A 21,694-nucleotide genomic window follows, 5' to 3' on the forward strand; every position below is an offset into this window, starting at 1 on the left:
CTTCATTTTTTGTTTAATTTTAGATTTCTAAAAAAGGTACTAAATATTCTATATGAAGTACCTTTTTAAACCATCTGAAAACTTTCATTCTCATTTTGCAAGTATTGTTTTTTGCACATACTTTATTTAAAGTTCTTTATCAGGAAATTAAACTACTTCTCCATTGTTATGAACTTTATTCCGCTTTTCATATCTTCTGAACATTAACAATGGTATTATTGTGAATACTATAGGACCTACAGCACTCCATATTGAAGTAGGCAAATCGCCACTCATTGCTGGTTGTATTATGCAAAAGAAGTTAGCTAATGCAACTGTTATTGTAACTATTAACGACCAAGTTACACCACTTTTAACAGACTTAAATGCTGAGAATGGCTTTTTAATGTTACTATTTCTCTTAAATGGACCAAATGCAAAGGCTATAAAAACACAAGGAAGTGTAGTTGCTACATTTGACATTGCAACAAGTATATCAAACAATTTTGCCATTGAATCTCCACCAAATGAAGTAAGTGCTATAAGTACACATACGACTGTTGCTTGAATAGCCATAGCAAACTTAGGAATTCCGTCTGTAACTTCTCCCATTCTTCCTGGCCATAGTCCCTTAGGTGTTCCATCTATAAGCTGTTTTAGTGGAGAATATGTAAGTGTAAAGAATGCACCAACTAATGGTAAGAACATCAATATAGCAACAAATCTTGACATCCATTGTCCTGCAACTATTGAAGCAGCTTGACTTGCACCAAAGGTTTGTGCTAATACATAACCTAGATTTGCCATAACAGCATAAGGTGTATTTCCTTGGTTAACTGTTTTAGCAGTCATAACTGTATTCCAGTTAGTAAACATACCTACTAAAAATATACACAATGAATATCCTACTGTTATAACAACAGCAGAAATCATAACTCCTTTAGGAAAGTTCTTTTCTGGATTTTCTGTTTCATCAACAACACCAGCAATAGCTTCTACTCCACCATAGGCAAATAATGCATAAACAACAAATGCAAGTGTTAATAAGGGATTTCCTATATACGCATGATTTGGTGACTGAGTAAATGATTTAAGACCTTCTATAGGTTCTGCAAAATGACAACCATGCGCAAAGAATACTGTTAAAGCGCCAACTACTACAACAATATTTATTATAACAACTGCTACACCTCCAATGTCAGTGAATTTCTTTATCTTGTCCAATCCTTTGCTTGATACATAGTTAACAAATATAATCCATAGTATTCCGATTATACCAATTGTTTTTGGTCCAGATAATGATTTAATACCAAATAATGCCCATGATTGAGTTGTATCACTACCATATATGAAATTTGATACTGGTATCCATATTGTTGATGAAACCAATACCATCCATATAACATTTGATGCATACCACATAAATGTTCCTACAAATGCAAATTTAGGTCCCACAGACTTTTCCATCCATGAATAAATTCCGCCTTGCTCATTTTTAAATGCAGATCCAAATTCAGAAAACATTAATGCGTATGGTACAAAGAACAATATCGCACTTATTATATACCAAGGAATAGCCGCATACCCCATCTTATAGAAAGATAGAGGAACGTTACCAAATCCGAAAACTGCAACGAATATCATAAAGATTATTCCGAATAATCCCAACTTTTTTTTACCAGACTTTTTGTAATCCTTTTCATTTGACTCCATATAATTATCCCCTTTCATACTGTACATTATTTACATACATTTATTATATCTCATATTACAAATAATTCAATAAAATTACATTAAGTTGTAATATTGGTTGAATTATGTATATTTTGATTAATGATATTTAATTTGGTTTTAAATTTCATAAACATTTTCACAATTACGAATTTTGAAAGTTAAATTAAAAAATACAAATAAAATTATGAATTTTTTATTGAATAACTTAAACAAAAAGTAAATGAAATGAAATTTCCATAAAAAAATTTTCAATTTAATTAGCAAGAATTGCCGAAAAATTTTTACAATAACCAGTTACTTAGAAACATCATAAATAAAATATTTGAAGGTTATAAAAGAATTTAAATTATGAAAACGGAAGTATAATCAAAATAACCTCTTGTTAATTGAAAATACTTCCGTTATTCATATTATACTTATAATTTTGTCTAATTATTTTTTATAACTTTCACTCACAGCTATTTTTCTAATAGTAAATTCACTGTATTGTTTTTTATTGAACCTTCCCCTCCTAGTACAATTACATTAGTTATTTTTTGCTTATTCAATAACTGCTTTTGTCTACTTACATCGTTGTTATCCACAAGTAAAACACTGGAATTTTTTCTTGCAGCTAAAACTGATCCGCTTAAAGCATCTGGAAAGTTCAATCCTGAAGCTATAGTTATAATATTTGTATTTAAATTAAACTTTTCTGCTATAAGTGTTGATGTTTCATACCTATCTTTTCCCCCTAATCTTACTATATTTATATTTCCATTCAAATTCTTAATTTGTGTTTCAATATTAGCACTTATTACTCCAGTTCCTCCTACAATATATATAGTTGATGGCTGTATGCTGGTTATATAATTACTAACATTAGCCAATAAATTATCTTTATCATTTATCAATATTGGATAACCATTTATGCTGGCTATACTTGATATACTAAGTGCATCTGCAAAGTTATTTCCACTACTAATAACAATAGGAGTACCTTTAGCTATATTAAGATTATCTACAATTTTTTGATTTGTTTCATATCTATCCTTTCCACCAATCCTAGTTATGTTATAGCCTTGTGCAGTTATATAATTAAATATTTCCTGAGAAACAGAAGCAGTACCTCCTAATACATAAATCTTTTTATCCTTGCTTAAGTTATTAGTAATATAATCCAACACAGTTTTGCTGTCATTTACAGAATTTCCAACTAACAATATTGGTGCATTGTTTTTATAAGCTAATCCTGCACCACCTAATGCATCTGGAAAGTCATTTCCTGATGCTAACACTACTGCATCTGGCTGTTTGCTGCTAAATTGTTCCTTTGCAATTGCTATAGATGTAGCCATTCTATCAGCACCTGATATTCTTTGAAAACTTACTGCTGCTGTGCTTGCACTCTTATCTGATTCAATACCATTAGAATCTACTGCAGTTATTTCATAATAGTAAGTTGTTCCTGCTGTTAATCCAGTATCATTATATGAAGTTGTCGTAATCAACTGGCTATTTATTTTTGTATATGTGCCATTAGCTATTGTTGATCTATATACATAATATCCTTTTGCATTTTGAACTGATGACCAACTTACATTTGCACTAGTTCCTGATAGTACTGCTGATACTACTGTTGGTGAATAAACTTTAGAACTGTCTGATGAGTCCCTACCACCTGATGAACCTCCAGATGAACCTCCTGAAAATGAAAATACTTGTTCATATGGAGCTGTTACTTCCTCTCCACCTATTTTGGCATTATAACTTCCGCTTACTGCATTATTAGATTTAAATGTAAAAATAAATTTGCCATTTTCCCCACTAACAGTTTGACCAATATAATCTATTGAACCATTTGGATCTAATATTTGTATAGTGACATTCTTCCCACTACCTGAAGTAATATTTCCTTGTATTGTTACTTGATTAGTAGATATATTTGTATTAATTGTTACATTATTTATAGGATTTGCTTCAGACGCATGTACCCTTACTAATGGTCTTGCCATTGTAAGACTAGAAAATATCATAGCGCTCATAATAGCAGAAAGTACTTTATTTTTTACTCTTTTCATTTTTTCCACCTCATTTTCTATATTAATTATGGTAACGTAACCATATTGGATATTGGCTGCATAGCTGAAGATGATAAATCAGTTCCATCCCACACAAATACTTTTACTTTATAATTAGTTGTGTCAGATGGTAATTTAAATCCTGCATCTAAGCTCTCTGTAGCACCTGCTGGTATGATTTTAGATATAAACGATACATTTACCATCTTATCATTTCCATCATAAAGCCCTACAATGGCTAACACCGATTTACTAAAGCCCTTGTTATTAGTAACAGTAGTTTTGGCATCTAAAATCTTTCCTGGTTGTAAACTAGTTAAATTAAAAGTAGAATTTACTACAAAATTATCTATTGAAACATCACCAGAGCCTACATTTATCTTCACAGCTCCACTTACAGTTGTACCTCCAAGTGTTACCTTTGCTGTTATTGTAGCCATACCATTAGCTAGTGCAGTAACAATACCTGTATTTTTATCTACTACTGCAACCGATGGATTATCACTAGAATATTCTATAGCTGCTGATTTTAAATCCGCTGTTGTATTGTCATTCATTGTTCCAACTACTGATAATTTAGTTGTACCGTTTACTTTCAAATTTGAGCTATCTGCACTTACTGATACCGAGCCAAGTTGCTTTGTTCCTTGGGATGGATCATTTCCATTTACCTTCCATTGTATTATGCCGGATGATTGCTCCGTACCACCCTGATCTTTACCTGCCCATACATTTAATCTTAGCTTTGTTGTAGTAACTGCTTTAAATTCACAAGTATTATACTTGTCTGGTTCTACTCCATATTTTAACTGCTGATACTGGTTTACAGGTTCTACATCTTTCCAAGTAGAAGTAGCTGCATCAAAGTATTGAAGATTCCACTTGCTTGGAAGCTGAATTCCACCATCATCAGTAAACCAATATACATCTGAACTGCTTATTGTATAGGCTTTGTCAAAATCATACTGTACCCACTGCTTACCATGCTTATCCCAATTACCATATACATTATTAGATCTATCATGGGAATCTTTTGGTTCACATTGGTTGTTAATAGCATCCAAATGTTCCCATGATGAACAATATGATGTGGAAACTTTAGCTTTACTTGCTATGGTTGGTGCTATATAAGGTGGTTCAGTATCTCTAACCCACACTACCATGGAAGTGCCGCCATCTTTTACATTATTCCATGTATAATAAGGTATAGCTGTAAAATCAGCAGTTTTGTAATCATTAGGTTTTCCTGCTTGTGCTGTGCCCTTTATAACTGTTACTCCATTTAATAAGTCAGATTTATATTCAGAAATAAGCTTCACATCTTTTTTAATAACATAATTATTTACATCTATATTATTATTCTCTGTACCTTCAAGACAATAAACTAGTGGTCCTCTTTGAAAAGCTACTCTTCCTTCATCTGCTGCTACTCTGGAATCTGCCTTAACCCTTTGAATATCCATAGGAAGGTTTAATGTAACCTTATCTCCTGCTTTCCAGATTCTATTTATTGTTACATATCCTTTGTACAAAGTCTTATCAACATCTTGTCCATTAACTTTTACAGTATAGTTTCCTGCTGTTTCCCAGCCTGGTATTCTAAGTTTAACTGGAAAAGAATCAGCTGCCGTAGGATCAATACTTAAAGTAATATTTCCATCCCATGGATAATTTGAAGTTTGTTTAATTTTGACCTTGCTCGCTTTAACATCTATAGTTGTTTCACTTCCAATATAAAGATTTACATATACATTGTCATCTTTTTGAGCATATATATTTCCTCCTATGGATGCTATAGTTCTCATAAGGTTAGGAGGACAACATGCACAACTAAACCAATCAGATCTTCTGGAACTAGAACTAGTTTGCAGAGGATTACTATAAGTGAATTCATCACCTTTTAAATTAACACCTACTAGAGTTCCGTTATATAGTGTTTTTTCTAAGATGTCTACATACTTTCCATCACCATATATAGAATTCATTTCTTTATTAAATTGTCCATTTGCCAAGCTAGCACAGGTTTCAAGGTAAGAGGTCTGATTAGGATGATCATAGTCCTTTCCTAAAGCTTCTCCACTGCCAGTATTACCGATTCCCCCAGTAACGTACATTTTGGCATTTGTTAGGTTGTCCCAAAGCTTATCAAGCACATTTAAATATGCCTGATCCTTATTAATCTTTGCCACATCTGCCATACCTGTAAACAAAAATGTAGCTCTAACAGCGTGAGCACCATCTGGTGCTTTTGTCAAATCAGTAACAGGCTGAACATCTACTGAATATTCATCTCCATTATATCCACTTGTTCTCTTATCTTTATCCTTACCACGTTCATCTATAAAGAATTTTGCTAATTTCCAATACTTATCACCAGTTCCTTTCCCACTAATTTCATCTGTAAGCTGTGATAAGTAAACAAGTGCTTTTTCAACTTCCGGATGCCCTGGAACTTCAGTACGTTTAGGAGCAGGTCCAAAGGTATTATAAAGTAAATCTGCCAGCTTAATGGCTACATTGTATAATCTTTTATCCCCTGTAGCACGATAATTAGCCACAGCACATTCCATGAAGTGTCCCATGCAATATAGTTCATGATTTGAAAAGTTTGTAAATCTATCTTTTATAGTAAACTTGTTCCCTTGATTATCTGAATATCCAGCCGAATATAAAGTATCTAAGTATCCATCCTTTTCCTGAGCTGCTTCTACTAATGGAACCCATTCATTTAATTTAGCCTTAAATTCTGCTTGTTTAGCAATTATCTCCTGATCCCCTTGAGGGTCCATAGCAATAGCATTTGACATTGCTTCCATCATTTTATAAAGGTCTGAATCTTGAAATACCATTCCATTACCCTTTCCAAAATCAGCAAGCCCAATAACCTCACCATGTGCTTCTCCTCTTACTGCTTTTCCCGCCTCAACAAAGTTTGGAATAGTTGTTTGAGTTACTTTATTAATACCATGAGGAATTGAAACCACAATGTTAGTTTTTATCCTTGAGGACCAAAAATTGTCGTTAATTTTTACATTTTGGAAAGGTACATAATTAATTAAACCATTACTATAAGCTTGGTTCACTCCAGTTGTTACATCTGTATTTATTCTTCCATCTGTTCCTGCTGCACTTACATTAAAAGGAATTGATGAAAAAAGAAACATTCCAGAAACTATTATTGATATAATTTTCTTCTTATTCAAATTAAATATCCCCCTTAATTTTTATAGTTTAAAATTTATATATAGCTTGTACATACATATTGCTTAAAGTCAGGTGCATTGATTGATTATCTTTTTAAGGATATCAACTAATGCTCCTACTTATTTACTATGAAATAAGCATGATAAGCACAATCAGAAGCTTTATACTCTGGCACTAAAGTTATACCATTAGTAGTAAAAGTTAAAGGATCATCAGTAGGTGCAATGGACTTTGAAATATCTGTAGAATCTAAATTAAGCTTTATCCAATCAGTACTGTCGCTCTTACCTACCATTACCAGTGGACCATACATAATACTAGCTTTAGTAGGATCATCAGGAGTTCTCTCTAATCTAAAACTAAATGGCATTGAAATATCAATCTTATCACCTTTAGTCCAAACTCTACTTAAAGTTATATAACTACCTGGAGCTGCCGCAATTTTTTGCTTAACACCATTTATTTTTACAGTGTATCCCTTTTGTACCCAGTAAGGCATACGAAGCTTAATGTCCAATTGTCCTTCACCATCAACAGTGATAGTTGTACCTTGATTAGTTAAATAATCTCCTGTTTGAGTAATCTTAAAGCCTTTTTCCTGAAAATCTAATGTTGAAGGTATATATAAATTAACATAAAGGGTAGATTTATCTTCTGATTTAAAATAAATAGAATCTCCATACTTAACGTGATTTTCCATACCTGTTCCATGGCAGCAAGAAAATCCATCCGTATCATATCCTCTTTGTTCACCAGGTCCTAATGGAGTAAAATAACAAGAACCACCAGTTCCAGGATTTGGGTCCTGACTGCCTAAAATGTTGTTATAAAGAGCTCTTTCATAGTAATCCATGTATTTTGCATCTGTATTATGCAAAAATAAATTTCTAGTTAGCTTAAGCATATTATAAGTAGCACAAGTTTCTGCATCTTTATCATCAATAAATTCTGCTATCTTATCTGCATCCTTAAACATTTCTCCTTCTCCAGTGCCGCCAATACTATAAATATGATGTCCAGTAACCATATTCCAGAAATTGCTGGCTATATTATAATAATTAGGATCTTTATTTTCATCAAATATCTGTAAAGCTCCTATAATTTGAGGAATGTGTTGATTAGCGTGCATTCCACCTAAAGTATCCTTATTATTGGCCATAGGTATAAACAATTTTGGGTTATCGAAATATTTAGCTGTAGTCAAATATTTTTCATCACCAGTTATGGCATATAACTTTGCCATTACCTCATTCATTCCACCAAATTCTCCTGCAATATACATGCCCCACATTTTTTGAAGCTGATCTTTAGGTAATTTGCTCAATCTTCCATAAACCCAATCTCCCATTTTTTTAGCAATTTCTAAAGCTTGAGTATTTCCTCCAAATTGATAACAATCAACCAACCCTGCCATAATTTTATGCAAAGTATAATAAGGTGCCCAGATTGTTGGATATGTTGTGTACTGTTCTAATTTTATAAATTGATCTTCAGAATATCCACTTAAAAATCCTGGACTGTACTTAACAGACATAGCATCTTGACATTTTTTAAGTTCAGCAATCATATAATCAATTTTGTTTTTAAATTTAACGTCTCCAGAACTAGCATAAGCTAAAGCTAAAGCAGACAGATAATGGCCTGTTGAATGACCACGCAAATTACAATCCGGTGCATCCCATCCTGTTAAAGGCTGTGCTCCTTTAAGGTCAAGTCCTGCTGCACTGCGGAAATTGTAGAGCATTTGATCATCATTAACCGATAGCAAGTAAGTATAATCTTTATCTCTATGATCAGTAAATATACTTGACTGCAAGGTTACCTTACCTAGATCAAAATCTTTAGCTACTAAACTTGAAACAATGGTGGAATCTGTTGTAAGTTCACTTACTCTTGATAAAGGCTGCATATTGGTGTCATTTAAATTAGTTCCACCCCATACAAACACTTTTGCTTTATAACCATTTACATCCTCTGGCAGTTTAAACCCTGCATCCAAATCCTCCGAACTTCCAGGCTTTATTTCCTTTGAAATATAGGATATATTTTTCATAGTATCATCTTTATCAAATAACCCTACAATTACTAACACTTGTGTACTATTAACATCAGCATTAGTAGCCTTTACACTTGCTGTTAACATTTTACTAGGTTGTAACTTTTCCATATTAAATTTAGTTTTAATAGTAAATGGACTTACCCTTACATTTGCAACAGCTTTTATAGTTGTTCCTTCTACAGTTCCCTCTACCTTAAAGCTTCCTGATGCAGCATATTTAGATGCGTCTATATTGTCCCAGGTAACATTTGCTAAACCTACAGATTTATCATCCTTTGTAACTGTAACTACAATTGGAAGCTCTGGTGCTGTTCCTAAAGAAGTTTCTAAATCAATGTCAGGAATACTTACAATCTTTGATTCTTTTGTCTTCTGAACAACGGTAGCGTCAAATTCTCTAGTATCTTTTACTGAACCTTTACTTATAGTAGCTATCAATATAACGTTTACATTACCACTGCCAGCCTCTGGTCTTATAACTTTTCCATCATTGGTTATAACACTTGTATTCTTTGATTCCCAAGTAATTGTTGAACCATTGGCACCTGTTGCTGGTAATTTTAAATCTGAATCTATTGTAAATATATTTCCTATATAAATAGCTTCTTTATCTTTCCTTACACATTCTTCATCTGACAAACCTGCTTTAACAATAACATTAAATTCTCTAGTATCACTTTCACTTCCTTTAGTTATAGTTGCTATAAGCTTCACTTTAACATCTGACTGTCCTGATAATGGAGGTGTTACCTTACCGGTATTGCTAATAGCATTTTCATTGTCCGATTTCCATGAAATATTGGACCCTGAAGGACCAGTTGTTGGTAGTACCAAATCCGATGCAGCAGTATCACTAATATTAATACTAGCTTTATCGTCTTCTACAATATCCTTATCTGATAATTGAAGCATTCCAGCAATTTCAGCACCACTAAGAGCTCTGTTATAAATGCAAAAATCATCAACTTGTCCATGGAAATTTGGATCTCCATATTGACTTTTGCCAATGTAATTTTTAGTTGTAACTCCTAACTTGGAAGGATTTAATGTCATGTTAGTATTTTCTCCAACCTTTTTACCATTTTCATACAAGGTACCTGTATTACCTGAAACGACAAGAGCTACATGTACCCATTTTCCACTTTCTAGCTCTGTACCCTTTTGGATTTTTTCCTCCTTGCTTGACCCTCCAGTTGTTATACAAAATGCAAGACCCTTTGCTCCAGCATTTCCTCCTGAAGAAGTTAGAAACATATTTGTAGTTGTATCATTGCCAAAATCAAATATTCTTTGATATCCTTGAGAACTCTCCATATATACCCAAGTTGTTATAGTAAAATCCGTAAGTCCCTTTACTATTCCATCTGGTAACTGAACATACCCATCATCTCCATTTAATTCTACTGAATTTCCATTTTTGCCTGGAATTAATTTAGTTCCACCTACTAAAGTTGCATCGTTGCCATTTCCAGAGGCATCTAAAATCTTGTTTTCATTTGCATTATCAAAGTTGTATTTTGCCACAATACTTGCAGTATCTTCTTTTACTGATGTGTTGAGCGTTTTACCTTTGCTTGTGCTTATATCCTGTCCCAATGATATATTTATATCATTTGCTGCTGATACTTTTTCTAAAGGAACTCCCTGTAATGTACCCATGCACATTGCAAAGCATATAAGTACTGAAATAGTTTTCTTGTTCATAGAAATCCCCCCTACAATTTAAAATTTGCTTTTTATCAAATCTAGAAGCTATTGCTTCTAAAAGTTAATCTATATCATCTATAAAAACAAATCATTTAACTTCTCTGCAAATAATAAAGTCGTAATTCTCTTTATTTTACACTTTATTCCAGTGCGAGTATTTGTAATTTTCAGTTATTTTTTATATTTTTCAATTTTTTCTAAATTTTGTAAATTAGTTTGCAGCTTTAAATCATAATTAAAAATTCATATCCGGTAAAATAATTTTTCAATAAACTATCAAATTTATTGTATTGTTTTGCCCAATTGTGAAACACTGTTAATATTACAAATTAAACAAGGAGGTATTTTTATGCAAAAATATGTATGTGTTGTATGTGGATATATTTATGATCCTGAACAAGGTGATCCTGATAATGGAGTAGCTCCAGGAACATCTTTTGAAGATATTCCTGAAGATTGGGTATGTCCATTATGCGGTGTAGGCAAAGATCAATTTGAAACTACTGAATAAAAAAACTGATAAATGAGAAAAAAATATGATAATAATTTTTTAGATAGAATCAATTGTGATCATAAATAAAAACATTGCAAATTGTTTGAATTGATGATATAATTACGATAAATTAATATAGATTGGATGATTATATCGTGAGATAACATTTGTTAACCGAAGAAGCAATGTTATAGTTCCACAGCTATATCAGAAACTTTCAGGTACCAGGAGCGATATAAGACGAACCTCTGAAGATACTGTTTTAAACAGAACCCATGGTGTAAGGTAATTAATTATCGAAGCTCTCAGGTAAAGATACAGAGGACATGTGTGGCAGTTTTGCTCTCATGTCCTTTTTTATTGTTGAAAATTATTAATGTTGAATGAATACACAATATAAAACTAGAGTAAACTAAGCAATGAAACCAAACAAGTTATCCAAATTGTTTTACCTTGTTATATTAAGATGATTAAATAAATAAAAATTAAAATCAATTCAATTAAATGGAAAAATAATAAATATATTATCTAAATCATCTATATTTTTTAATAATTCATATAGAATTTAGACATTATTATAGAATCCATCTTAAGTCAAGGAAAAAACAATGTTAATATTTTATCGTGATAAGAGATTATCACAATCTAAACTTTCTGAGGAGGTAATGTAAAAATGAACAAAAGCGAATTAAAAAAGGAAATCGGTCTCGTTCCTGCTCTTGCAATCGTTATCGGTATGGTTATCGGTTCAGGTGTATTCTTTAAGCCTAGGGCGGTATTTTCATCAACTGGAGCACCAGGATTAGGCATGATGGCTTGGATTTTAGGCGGAATTATATCTATAGCAGGCGGACTTACAGCTGCTGAAATATCTGCAGCAATACCTAGAACAGGTGGTATGGTAGCATACTTAGAGGAAACTTATGGAGATGTTTGGGGATATCTTTTAGGTTGGGCTCAAACGGTTATATATTTTCCAGCTAATATAGCTGCACTTGCCATAATATTTTCCACACAGGTTATATCATTATTAGGTTTAAGCGACCCAATGTTAAACATAATAGCAATTATAGTTATAATATTTTTAACATGTATGAATTCATTGGGATCAAAAACAGGTGGAGCTATTCAAACTGTAGCTACAGTTTGTAAATTGATACCACTGTTTGCAATTATAGTAGTTGGACTCATGAAAGGTGGTGGTGGTGCAGCAAGATTATTCCCAATGACAGCTGTTAATCACCCTATAGGCACAAGTCTTGGTTCAGCCTTGGTAGCTACAATGTTTGCTTATGATGGTTGGATAAATGTTGGAGCTATATCAGGAGAAATGAAAAATCCAGGTAAAGATTTACCTAAAGCAATTGTTGGTGGATTATCATTAGTTATGGCAGTTTATTTATTAATAAATGTAGCATATCTTTTTGTATTACCAGCAACTGCTCTTGCAGGAACAAAAACACCAGCAGCTGATGTTGCAACTATAATCTTTGGACCAGCAGGCGGTAAGCTTATAACTGTAGGTATACTAATTTCTATATTTGGAGCATTAAATGGATATATATTAACAGGAATGAGAATTCCATATGCAATGGCTGTAGAAAATAAGTTGCCAGGAAGTGCTTGGCTCGCAAAATTACATCCTTCATTTAAAACACCAATAAATTCAGGTATATTATTAACTATTATATCAATACTATTAGTATTTTCAGGTAAATTCGATCAATTAACAGACCTTTTAATTTTTGTAATATGGATTTTCTATGTTATGACATTCCTTGCAGTGTTTGTACTTAGAAAAAACAAACCAGATCTTCCAAGACCATACAAGGTACCATTATATCCTATAATACCAGCTATAGCTATCTTAGGAGGAGCTTATATAATATTAAACACTTTATTCACTCAACCAATGAATGCTGGAATAGGTATTGTGCTTACTATAATAGGTTATCCTGTATATTTGTCTAGAAAGAATAAATTTAAAAAATCAGATGATAATATTGCATAACTCAATTTTAACTTAATATAACAAAAATAATGCGAAGCTTTGCTCCGCATTATTTTTATTATACTAAGTTAAAATTTTATACTATATTTATATAACTTGATGGTATAAAATCTATAAACTCACTTTTCGTTGTTCTTTTATATCTTCCATCAGTATTGCAGGTAATGTAAAGATGTCTTTTAGCTCTTGTCATGGCCACATAAAAGGTTCTCTTTTCCTCTTCCAGGTTATTTGATTTTATTGACATATATGATGGAAATGTATTTTGCTGTACACCTGAAATAAATACAGTTTCATATTCTAAACCTTTTGCCTGGTGAACTGTTATTATTGGTATTCTAGGCTTTTTAGTTCTGTTTACAACAAGTGACTCCAATTCACCATTGGAAAGAGAAGTTATTCTGATAATATCCAATAAGGAATCTCTGCTGTTTTTATTTTTATTATCAAGTTCCCTCAAAAGTACATAAAAATCTCTAAGCCTTTCAATCTTTTCCCTACCTTCATCACCAGTATATAAAGTTTTCAAGCTAAAGCCATTTACAATTTTATTTACAATATCATGAGGTCTGCTTCCTTCTGCTTCTTTAAAAAGGTTATTCAATTTGTCAGATATATTGTTAAATGCTTTTAAATATTTTGACATACAAGCTATTCTCTCCATTGAAGTAGGTATAATATCATCCTCAATGGCTCTTACAAGAATATCCTTAGTAGCTTGTATATCATCCATCGCATCATGACTTGGTTTGTTTTCGGTTTCAAATATATGACTTAAAGTTTCAAGCTTATGATTTCTCAAATTTGGATAAAATCTTCTGTAAATATCTAATGTATCATAAAAAGCCTTAAATTTAGGCTTGCCCAATCCAGCTCTTCGAAGTTCACTAGTCAATATATTAATATCATACTGAACATTATGTCCAACTATCACTAAACCTTCTGAAAACTTGACAAACTCTTTTAAAACAGTATTTTTATCTTCGCCATTTTTCTTTAAAAATTCATCACTAAAACCATGAACATGCTCTGAATTCTTGACTGATTTATTATTCTTAAGAAATCTTTCAAATTTCTCTGTTACTTGTCCATTTTTATTCACCTTAATAGCTGCAATTTGAATAATCTCATCTTCAGTTACATCAACTCCTGTACTCTCCACATCAAATACTATAATATTATCCTTCTGAAATTCATCTATAAGCAGTGAATATTTATCCCCGTATTTGAACACATTGTCATCTATAAAATCTGATAAGGATATACCTAAATTTTTGTATTTTTCCGATTCAATGGCTTCAAAGGTCTTATCCCCTATACCTGTTGGAAGTCTCTTCACTATTCTCTTTAAACTTATAGAATCATATCTATTTGCAATGAGCTTTAAAAAAGCTATTACATCCTTTATTTCCTGTCTTCTAAAAAATTTAAATTGATCCACTAAAATAAATTCAAAATTTACAGCTTCAGGTTTCATAATACTTTTTAATTGTTCACTTAAATTTATATTATATCTATTATCTCTTGTAAGCATACATATATTATCTGCACTTCCACTTTTTCTTTCTAAATTTATTACCTCATTATATATAAATCTGGCTTCTTCTCTTAAATTATCTGCTATCTTTAATGAAATCTTATCTCCAGCATCCTTTGATTCGGACTCAATACCTTCTTTATAGGTATCCTTCATATCTATTGGAAATGCATTTTCAAGATATTTTAGCGAAGCTTCTGTTAAATTTTTTGTAGCTCTGTAATTTATAGTGAATATGATTTCTTTTGGATCATAATTTTCCTTAAAGCTTTTAAATATCCTATTAGGCTCAGAACCTCTCCAACCATAAATTGTCTGAAATTTATCTCCACATATTAGAACGTTGTTTCCTTTAAACAATTTTTCTATTATTGAATACTCCAGCGTACTTGTGTCTTGAACTTCATCTATATTTATGTATTTGTATCTATTTATATAGGAATTAACTACTTCTAGGTTATTAAATAACTCTTTAGCTTTAATTATTAAGTCTGCAAAATCAAGACCATGATTATGATAAAGTAATGAATTATAAGAATTAACAAAAATGCTTCCTTTATCCCTTAAGATTTCTTTTAATCTATAATTCAAATTACCTTTTTCAGTACATATTTGATTTATTTTATCCTCATTTGTTTTAAAAACAGCACTGACAGCCCTGCTGCAATCTTCCATAATATCATTACTATAAATATTATTTTTTGCAATGGTCAATTTTACAGTGTCAATAAACTTTTGCAATGTTGAAACTGAAAAATCAAAATAATTACAGTATTTTATAAGCTCTCTACAATCTTCCTCATCAAAAATTGTAAAGTCAGTAAACACATCCGTTCCTTTTTTAGCTTCCTGCTTAATTACATCAAAGCAAAAGCTGTGGAATGTTTTTACTGTAATGTCTTTTGCTGAAGCACCTACTATGCCTTCAATTCTTTCTTTCATTTCCTTACAGGCTTTATTAGTAAAAGTAATACACAATATTTCTGAAGGCTCAGCCTTCCCCTTGTCAATTATATTTGCAACTCTTTTGGACAAAGTTTCTGTTTTGCCAGTACCTGCTGATGCAAGTAATATAACATTTCTTTCAAGCTCATTTATCAACAACTCCTGCTGCTCATTCATACTCATAGCTTTATCCCCCCAATTTCTTTACAAGTACTATGTTACTATTTATTTGCTGTTTTTTCTAGATATCCTGTCTAATATTCAATAGTAAATTATTCACTTAACTTTCAAACATAATTTTACATCTATATATAATTTATCAATTAAAGTAAGTTATATGATATAATTAATTGTATCGTATTTACTTGATATCAAAAGGAGTGTCATTATTGAAAATAAGTACTAAATTATCATATAGCATACTAATTATATTTTTTATTATTCTTTCACCTACTTTTGTACAAGCATCTGAAACCAAAAACATAACTGAACATTATAGTTATAGTACTGAAGTAAATGATATAAATAAAAAATATTTCAATGAAAGTAACATATCAAAAGATAAAAAAACTTTTAAACTTCATAATAAACAACAGGTGAATAAAGCATTACTTTCATATAATAACAACTACTGCAATACTATAGAACAATTAGAAGAATTGGCTAAAGATAATATGCTCAATAAAAATACAAATTTTTTAATACATTATACAGGAAATTTTTCAGATTTATCAGGTCCACCAAAATTACCAAATAAAGTAATGGATTATGTTATTGCATATGATAATTATGCAGGATATTGTGTTACCACCTGTAATACAACTTCTTCTGGCTATGATAAGAATATAGATATAAAATTTGATGTAACGTATTTATTAACACATGATGAAGAAATTTGGGTAGATAATAAAGTGGATTCTATACTTCAAAATATAATAAGAGATTCTATGACACAGGATCAAAAGGAGAAAGCTATACATGACTACATAATTACGAATGTTGCTTATGATGAAACTGCTAAAAAGAATAGTCCTTATAGTGCCTTACATGATGGAAGCACAATGTGTGAAGGTTATGCACTTTTAGCATGCAAAATGTTAAATAAAGCAGGCATAAAAAATTTGCTTGTTGTTGGTAAAGTAGATAATAGCAGTATTAATAATCACATTTGGAACTTGGTAAATCTAAATGAAAAATGGTATCATTTAGATTGTACATGGGATGACCCGATACCGGATATTCCTAATCGCGTATGTTATAATTACTACAATTTAACAGATGATGAATTAGCAAAAGATCATGATTGGGAAATGTTAAAGTATCCATTTGCTGACACAAAATATAATTTAAGCATTATCAATATTCCCGTTAAAGCTGTAGAATTAGACAAACATTACATAACCTTGAAAATTGGAGAAACTACTTCACTCACTGCTAGTGTATTACCAAGTAATGCTTCTAACAATTCTATAAAGTGGAACTTCAATGCAGAAGGAATAATTTATTTTGATGGAAAGACTATGAAAGGCGTAAAACCTGGTACAGTTTATATAAATGCAGTATCTGATGATGGAAGTTTTAAAGATACTTGTGTTGTGACAGTAACTAATGAAATTGCAGATCCAGCAGATATTAATGATTCAACACAATTACAAGAAAGAACTAATGTAGATAAAGATAAGTCCTGGAAAATAAAATTTAATAAAAATATATCTACTTCTGCATTAAATAAAGATAATGTATATGTATTAGATGAATTTAATAATAAAGTAGATATTAATTTAAAGTTTGATGTAAATAAAGATACTTTAATAGTTGAACCTTTAAAAAATTATGATTCAGGTAAAACTTATTATCTAGTTATAAATAAAAAAATTTCTTCTGATTCAGGGAAAGAAATGAGTAAAACTGGTATAATGAAATTTTCAGTTAAATAAGAAGATTAGTAATTTAAAGAACGTAAATAGATTTGAATTTCACACAAATCTACTTACGTTCTCATATATTTTACATTCTTTAAAATGGTGATTCGTTAATACAACATTTTTTTGACTTCTCTAATTTCTATCTTTAAAAATTAGTACTTAAATACATGGAAAGCTTTTATATATTTGATCAAATATATTATTTGAAATAACTCCTGTTCCGCCTATAACAGTTAAATCTGACATTCTATTTATATTATGACGTATAAAATATATTCCATTAGTTGTTGATGAAGCACCATCACTATCTAATAATATCAATGGCGACTTATTCTTTCCCGCTAATACAGATGCCACTAATGCATCTGCATATCCATCATCACTACTTGCATTCACAATATACATATTATTAAAATTCAATGATGAACTAAATTTTGATAATACCTTTAAATTAGTATCAAATCTATCAGCTCCTCCATTGACTCTTAAGACACCATTAACTGCATTGAATATTTCATCATTTATTACATATTCTGTTCCAACGACTGTAACTTTTGAGTTATTTGATTTTACAAAATTAATCGTTGACTTCATATAATTTATATCATTGTTAGCTAACAAAAGAATCTGTTCTTCACCTGAAGCTATTGGTGCTGCAGACAAAGCATCTGAAAATCCTTCACCACTAGCCATTATAATATTGCTTGGGTCTACTCCTAATCTAATTAATTCCTTGCCAACAGATATATTTGTTTCATATCTATTTGATCCACCTAATTCTATTAGTGTATATTTAGATTTTAAACAATCTCTTACATTCTGTGAAATAGAAGCATTCCCACCTATTATATATATTTTTTTAGCTTCTAATTCGGCTAGGGCTTCTTTAGTATTTGCATCTAATGCATTACTTGGTGTTAATAATATAGGAGCATCTAATTTTTTAGCTAATACAGAAGCACTTACCGCATCCGCATATCCTTCTCCAGACACTAATACAACATTATCTGAATTTCTCCAATTTGTTGTAGCAATTTGTGCTGCTGTAATATATCTATCAGCACCACTTATTCTTGTTACTCTTCCTGCTTCTGCCTTAGCTGGATTATCTAATAAAATTGTAATTAAAAATAATGATATAACCTCCACACATATAAAATATCTAAAAACTTTTCTAAACATTTATATATATCACTCCAATCTATATTTTGCATATAATTTTATTTACCAATTCCGCCCCATTCTACAACAGTAAATCCATTACGTTTAAATTGTTTTATTTCAGGCTTTTTAATTTCTAAATTCTCATTATCCTTAATAGGTACAAAGTAAAAATAAGCTCTTAAAATGGAGTCTGGTTCTTTAGATACATTTAACTTTATTGCTTGATTTATTTCTTTAGGATCAAGATAATAAACTGCATATCTACTGCTTTTCCAGTTCAATTCTTTTGACCAGTATTCAATAAAATCTGATTTCTCCTTTGAATTTAAACCTATTGAAGTCAATATACTATTCATTTCTTCATTAAAACTGCCTTTATTTACAATCCAGCCCTTATCCAAAGTAAATTTATAATTAATTGAAGCTTCATAAAATAAGAAATCATAGGTATTATCAATCTTTCCATTTGGATCAACTGTTACCTTCCATCCTTCATTATATTCTGGAATTGATTTAGTTATCCTCCCCTTAGGAGTAACTTGTACTGATAATTCTTCTGTTTTTTCTGGATACAAATATATATTAGGTTTTTTAGCTCTAATCTCATTAATTTCGCACCTAGGTAAAGCATTTTTTAAAGCTTGTATATCATCATTACTTATTGGATTATCAAGCAAAATAAGCTCTCGTAAGCCAGTTAAATTTTTAAATACACTTACATCACTTACTTTATTGTGACTTAATCCAAGCATTTCTAAATTACTTAACCCCTTTAATGCATTTATATCACTAATTTTATTGTAACTTAAATCAAGTGTTTTTAAATTAGTTAATTTACTTAATTCATCTATATTACTAATTTGATTATTGTATAAATTAAGATCATTTAAATTAGTTAACTCTTTTAATGAATTTGCTGCACCACTTATATCACTTATCTGATTGATTCCTAAATCAAGCGTTTGTAAATTATTTAAACCTTTCAATGCATTTATATTGCTAATCTTATTATGATTTAAATTAAGTGTTTTTAAATTAGTTAATTTATTTAATTCACCTATATCACTAATTTCATTAGTAGATAAATTAAGTTCTCTTAAATTAGTTAATTCCTTTAATTCGTTTACTAAACTGCTTATGTCACTTATTTGGTTGCTGCTTAAATTAAGTGTTTGTAAATTACTTAGCCCTTTTAAACCACTTATATTCTTTATTTTACTATAGCCTAGGTTAAGTGTTTGTAAATTTGTTAAATTTGTTAGCGCACTTATATCACTTATTTCATTATAATTTGCCTCAGGATCAGGCATTTCAAATCCATAATATGAAATGTACCCTAAATTAAGTTCCTGTAAATTAACTAATTTACTTAATTCACTTACATTGCTTATTTTATTATTTCCTAAATTAAGCTTTTTTAAATTAGTCAAGTTTTTTAATGCACTTATATCACTTATTTCATTGTGACTTAAATCAATAAATTGCAAATTAACTAAATTCTTTAATTCACTTATATCCTTAATTTCATTTCCACATAAATTAAGCTGTTTCAAATTAGTTAAATTTTCTATTCCACTAAGATCCTTGATTTGCTTGTCTCCCATATACAGTTCAGTTATATCTTCCACATCACTTTGATAAATATCTCCGCTTTCCTTTTCTACATAATCTCTTATTTTCTGTTCTAGGTTTTTATCTTTGAAAGTTACTATGCCACCACTACTAGACTTTCTTTTAACATTAAAATGCACTATGGAAGCATCATCTAATGTGCTACCACTTACGGAATGTACTTCTTTTCCAACATATAACGTATAACTTTTTCCTCCTACATATCCATACTCTGGAGATGACACTATAATTGATTTACCATCTTGTCCTAATTTTAGACTAACATCTGCTGCATTGCCCCTATTATCAGTTACCCTTATACTTTGCTTAGTTAAATCATCCAATTGAATTTTATTATTAAACTTGATTGTCCATGTCTTATTAGAATCTACCGTTTGATTATCTGTATAGTTTACTGCTTTAACATTAGACGAACATAGTAAAAAAATACCAAAAATCGTTCCAATTATAAATTTATTTTTCATTTCTATTCCCCCATTTATTTCCTTTAAATATAATTATAACTCTTTTTACTATGTTAATCCATGTCTATATTCAATCTGTAAATCTAAGCTGAGCAACTTTATTGTTATTTTTTCTGATAGTGAAAATCACAACATGATCCACCTTCTGCCAATGTGTAGTGCCGCATAAGCACTGAACCTCCTAGTTTTGCCATATCATAATCATATGTACACATTGCTGGTGTTATTTCTGATATTCCAAGCTCTTGAAACAGATGACATATTCCGCAAGTGTCAAAATATGTGTAAAAACTATTTATATCAGCTCCAGCTTCATAACGAAATTTCCATGTATAAGGATTAGTTTTTGTCTGACTTACTTTAGCCTCTTGTGTTAATTTTGACTGCGCTTCTTCAGAATATTTATTTTGTTTTTTTACGAAATATTTCATAATCACATTTTCATTCATCGCCTTATGATAATACGTTGTAACATTATCAAGATTTGGTTTTTCTTTCATGTTCATATATACTGCTGCTAACATAGCTGCATTTAAAATATTGGCAATGAATCGATCATTTTTATCAAACTCAGGAATTTTTTCTAAAATTGTTCCATAAACAACTTTTGCTTTCTTCATTACTACCTTTGGATTGTCGTCTGTCATAATATGTAACTGTTTCTGGAATGAACCACGGAAAACAAACCACACCATCCTTGGAAAAAATCCATACTTCATTTTTTATTACCACCTTTACCTATATTACTTATTTATTTGCCTAAAAAAATACAAATTAAAT

At 30.7% G+C, this 21,694-nt stretch carries 11 protein-coding genes and 1 riboswitch; of the genes, 3 read left to right on the top strand and 8 right to left on the bottom strand.

The window, feature by feature from the left end; all coding sequences use genetic code 11:
* Positions 1-147 precede the first annotated feature (147 nt).
* From yjeM to Q6H37_RS19835, 4 genes are all read right to left on the bottom strand, one after another.
* Entirely contained in the window at positions 148-1,692 is a 1,545-nt protein-coding gene (gene yjeM / locus Q6H37_RS19820; protein WP_318735667.1) for a glutamate/gamma-aminobutyrate family transporter YjeM, read from the bottom strand.
* Positions 1,693-2,171: 479 nt separating this feature from the next.
* Positions 2,172-3,773 (bottom strand): cell wall-binding repeat-containing protein, encoded by a 1,602-nt coding sequence (locus Q6H37_RS19825; RefSeq protein ID WP_318735670.1) that lies wholly within the window; start codon positions 3,771-3,773, stop codon positions 2,172-2,174.
* A gap of 26 nt (positions 3,774-3,799) precedes the next feature.
* Positions 3,800-6,976 carry a beta-L-arabinofuranosidase domain-containing protein gene (locus Q6H37_RS19830; RefSeq protein ID WP_318735672.1) on the bottom strand — a complete coding sequence of 1,059 codons (3,177 nt, stop codon included), beginning with the start codon at positions 6,974-6,976 and terminating at the stop codon, positions 3,800-3,802.
* 116 nt (positions 6,977-7,092) lie between these two features.
* On the bottom strand, positions 7,093-10,740 hold the full coding sequence (locus Q6H37_RS19835; RefSeq protein WP_318735674.1) for a beta-L-arabinofuranosidase domain-containing protein: 3,648 nt from the start codon (positions 10,738-10,740) through the stop codon (positions 7,093-7,095).
* Between the two features lie 352 nt (positions 10,741-11,092).
* On the opposite strand from Q6H37_RS19835, the gene rd reads away from it, so the two are divergent.
* On the top strand, positions 11,093-11,254 hold the full coding sequence (gene rd / locus Q6H37_RS19840; protein WP_318735677.1) for a rubredoxin: 162 nt from the start codon (positions 11,093-11,095) through the stop codon (positions 11,252-11,254).
* A 126-nt stretch (positions 11,255-11,380) separates the two neighbouring features.
* Positions 11,381-11,479: riboswitch (glycine riboswitch) on the top strand.
* A 430-nt stretch (positions 11,480-11,909) separates the two neighbouring features.
* Positions 11,910-13,247, top strand: a complete 1,338-nt coding sequence (locus Q6H37_RS19845) for an APC family permease (RefSeq protein ID WP_318735680.1) — start codon at positions 11,910-11,912, stop codon at positions 13,245-13,247.
* A 76-nt stretch (positions 13,248-13,323) separates the two neighbouring features.
* Here Q6H37_RS19845 and Q6H37_RS19850 read toward each other — a convergent pair whose 3' ends face one another.
* A complete protein-coding gene (locus Q6H37_RS19850) occupies positions 13,324-15,912 on the bottom strand; it encodes a 3'-5' exonuclease (protein ID WP_318735682.1) in 2,589 nt (862 codons plus the stop codon).
* Between the two features lie 197 nt (positions 15,913-16,109).
* Here Q6H37_RS19850 and Q6H37_RS19855 point away from each other — a divergent pair, with 197 nt between their 5' ends.
* Positions 16,110-17,666 (top strand): transglutaminase domain-containing protein, encoded by a 1,557-nt coding sequence (locus Q6H37_RS19855; protein WP_318735684.1) that lies wholly within the window; start codon positions 16,110-16,112, stop codon positions 17,664-17,666.
* Positions 17,667-17,813: 147 nt separating this feature from the next.
* On the opposite strand, the gene Q6H37_RS19860 is transcribed toward Q6H37_RS19855, so the two are convergent.
* The 3 genes from Q6H37_RS19860 to Q6H37_RS19870 all read right to left on the bottom strand — a co-directional run bounded on the left by Q6H37_RS19860 (position 17,814) and on the right by Q6H37_RS19870 (position 21,633).
* Positions 17,814-18,836, bottom strand: coding sequence for a cell wall-binding repeat-containing protein (locus Q6H37_RS19860; protein ID WP_318735685.1), 1,023 nt, complete (start codon positions 18,834-18,836; stop codon positions 17,814-17,816).
* Between the two features lie 38 nt (positions 18,837-18,874).
* On the bottom strand, positions 18,875-20,914 hold the full coding sequence (locus Q6H37_RS19865) for a leucine-rich repeat domain-containing protein (protein ID WP_318735688.1): 2,040 nt from the start codon (positions 20,912-20,914) through the stop codon (positions 18,875-18,877).
* Positions 20,915-21,018: 104 nt separating this feature from the next.
* Positions 21,019-21,633: an L-2-amino-thiazoline-4-carboxylic acid hydrolase gene (locus Q6H37_RS19870; RefSeq protein ID WP_318735691.1), complete on the bottom strand. Its 615-nt coding sequence runs from the start codon at positions 21,631-21,633 to the stop codon at positions 21,019-21,021.
* Positions 21,634-21,694: the final 61 nt, after the last annotated feature.

Source organism: Clostridium sp. JS66 (genome assembly GCF_033561535.1).
GTDB classification, from domain to species: Bacteria; Bacillota; Clostridia; order Clostridiales; family Clostridiaceae; genus Clostridium_AM; species Clostridium_AM carboxidivorans.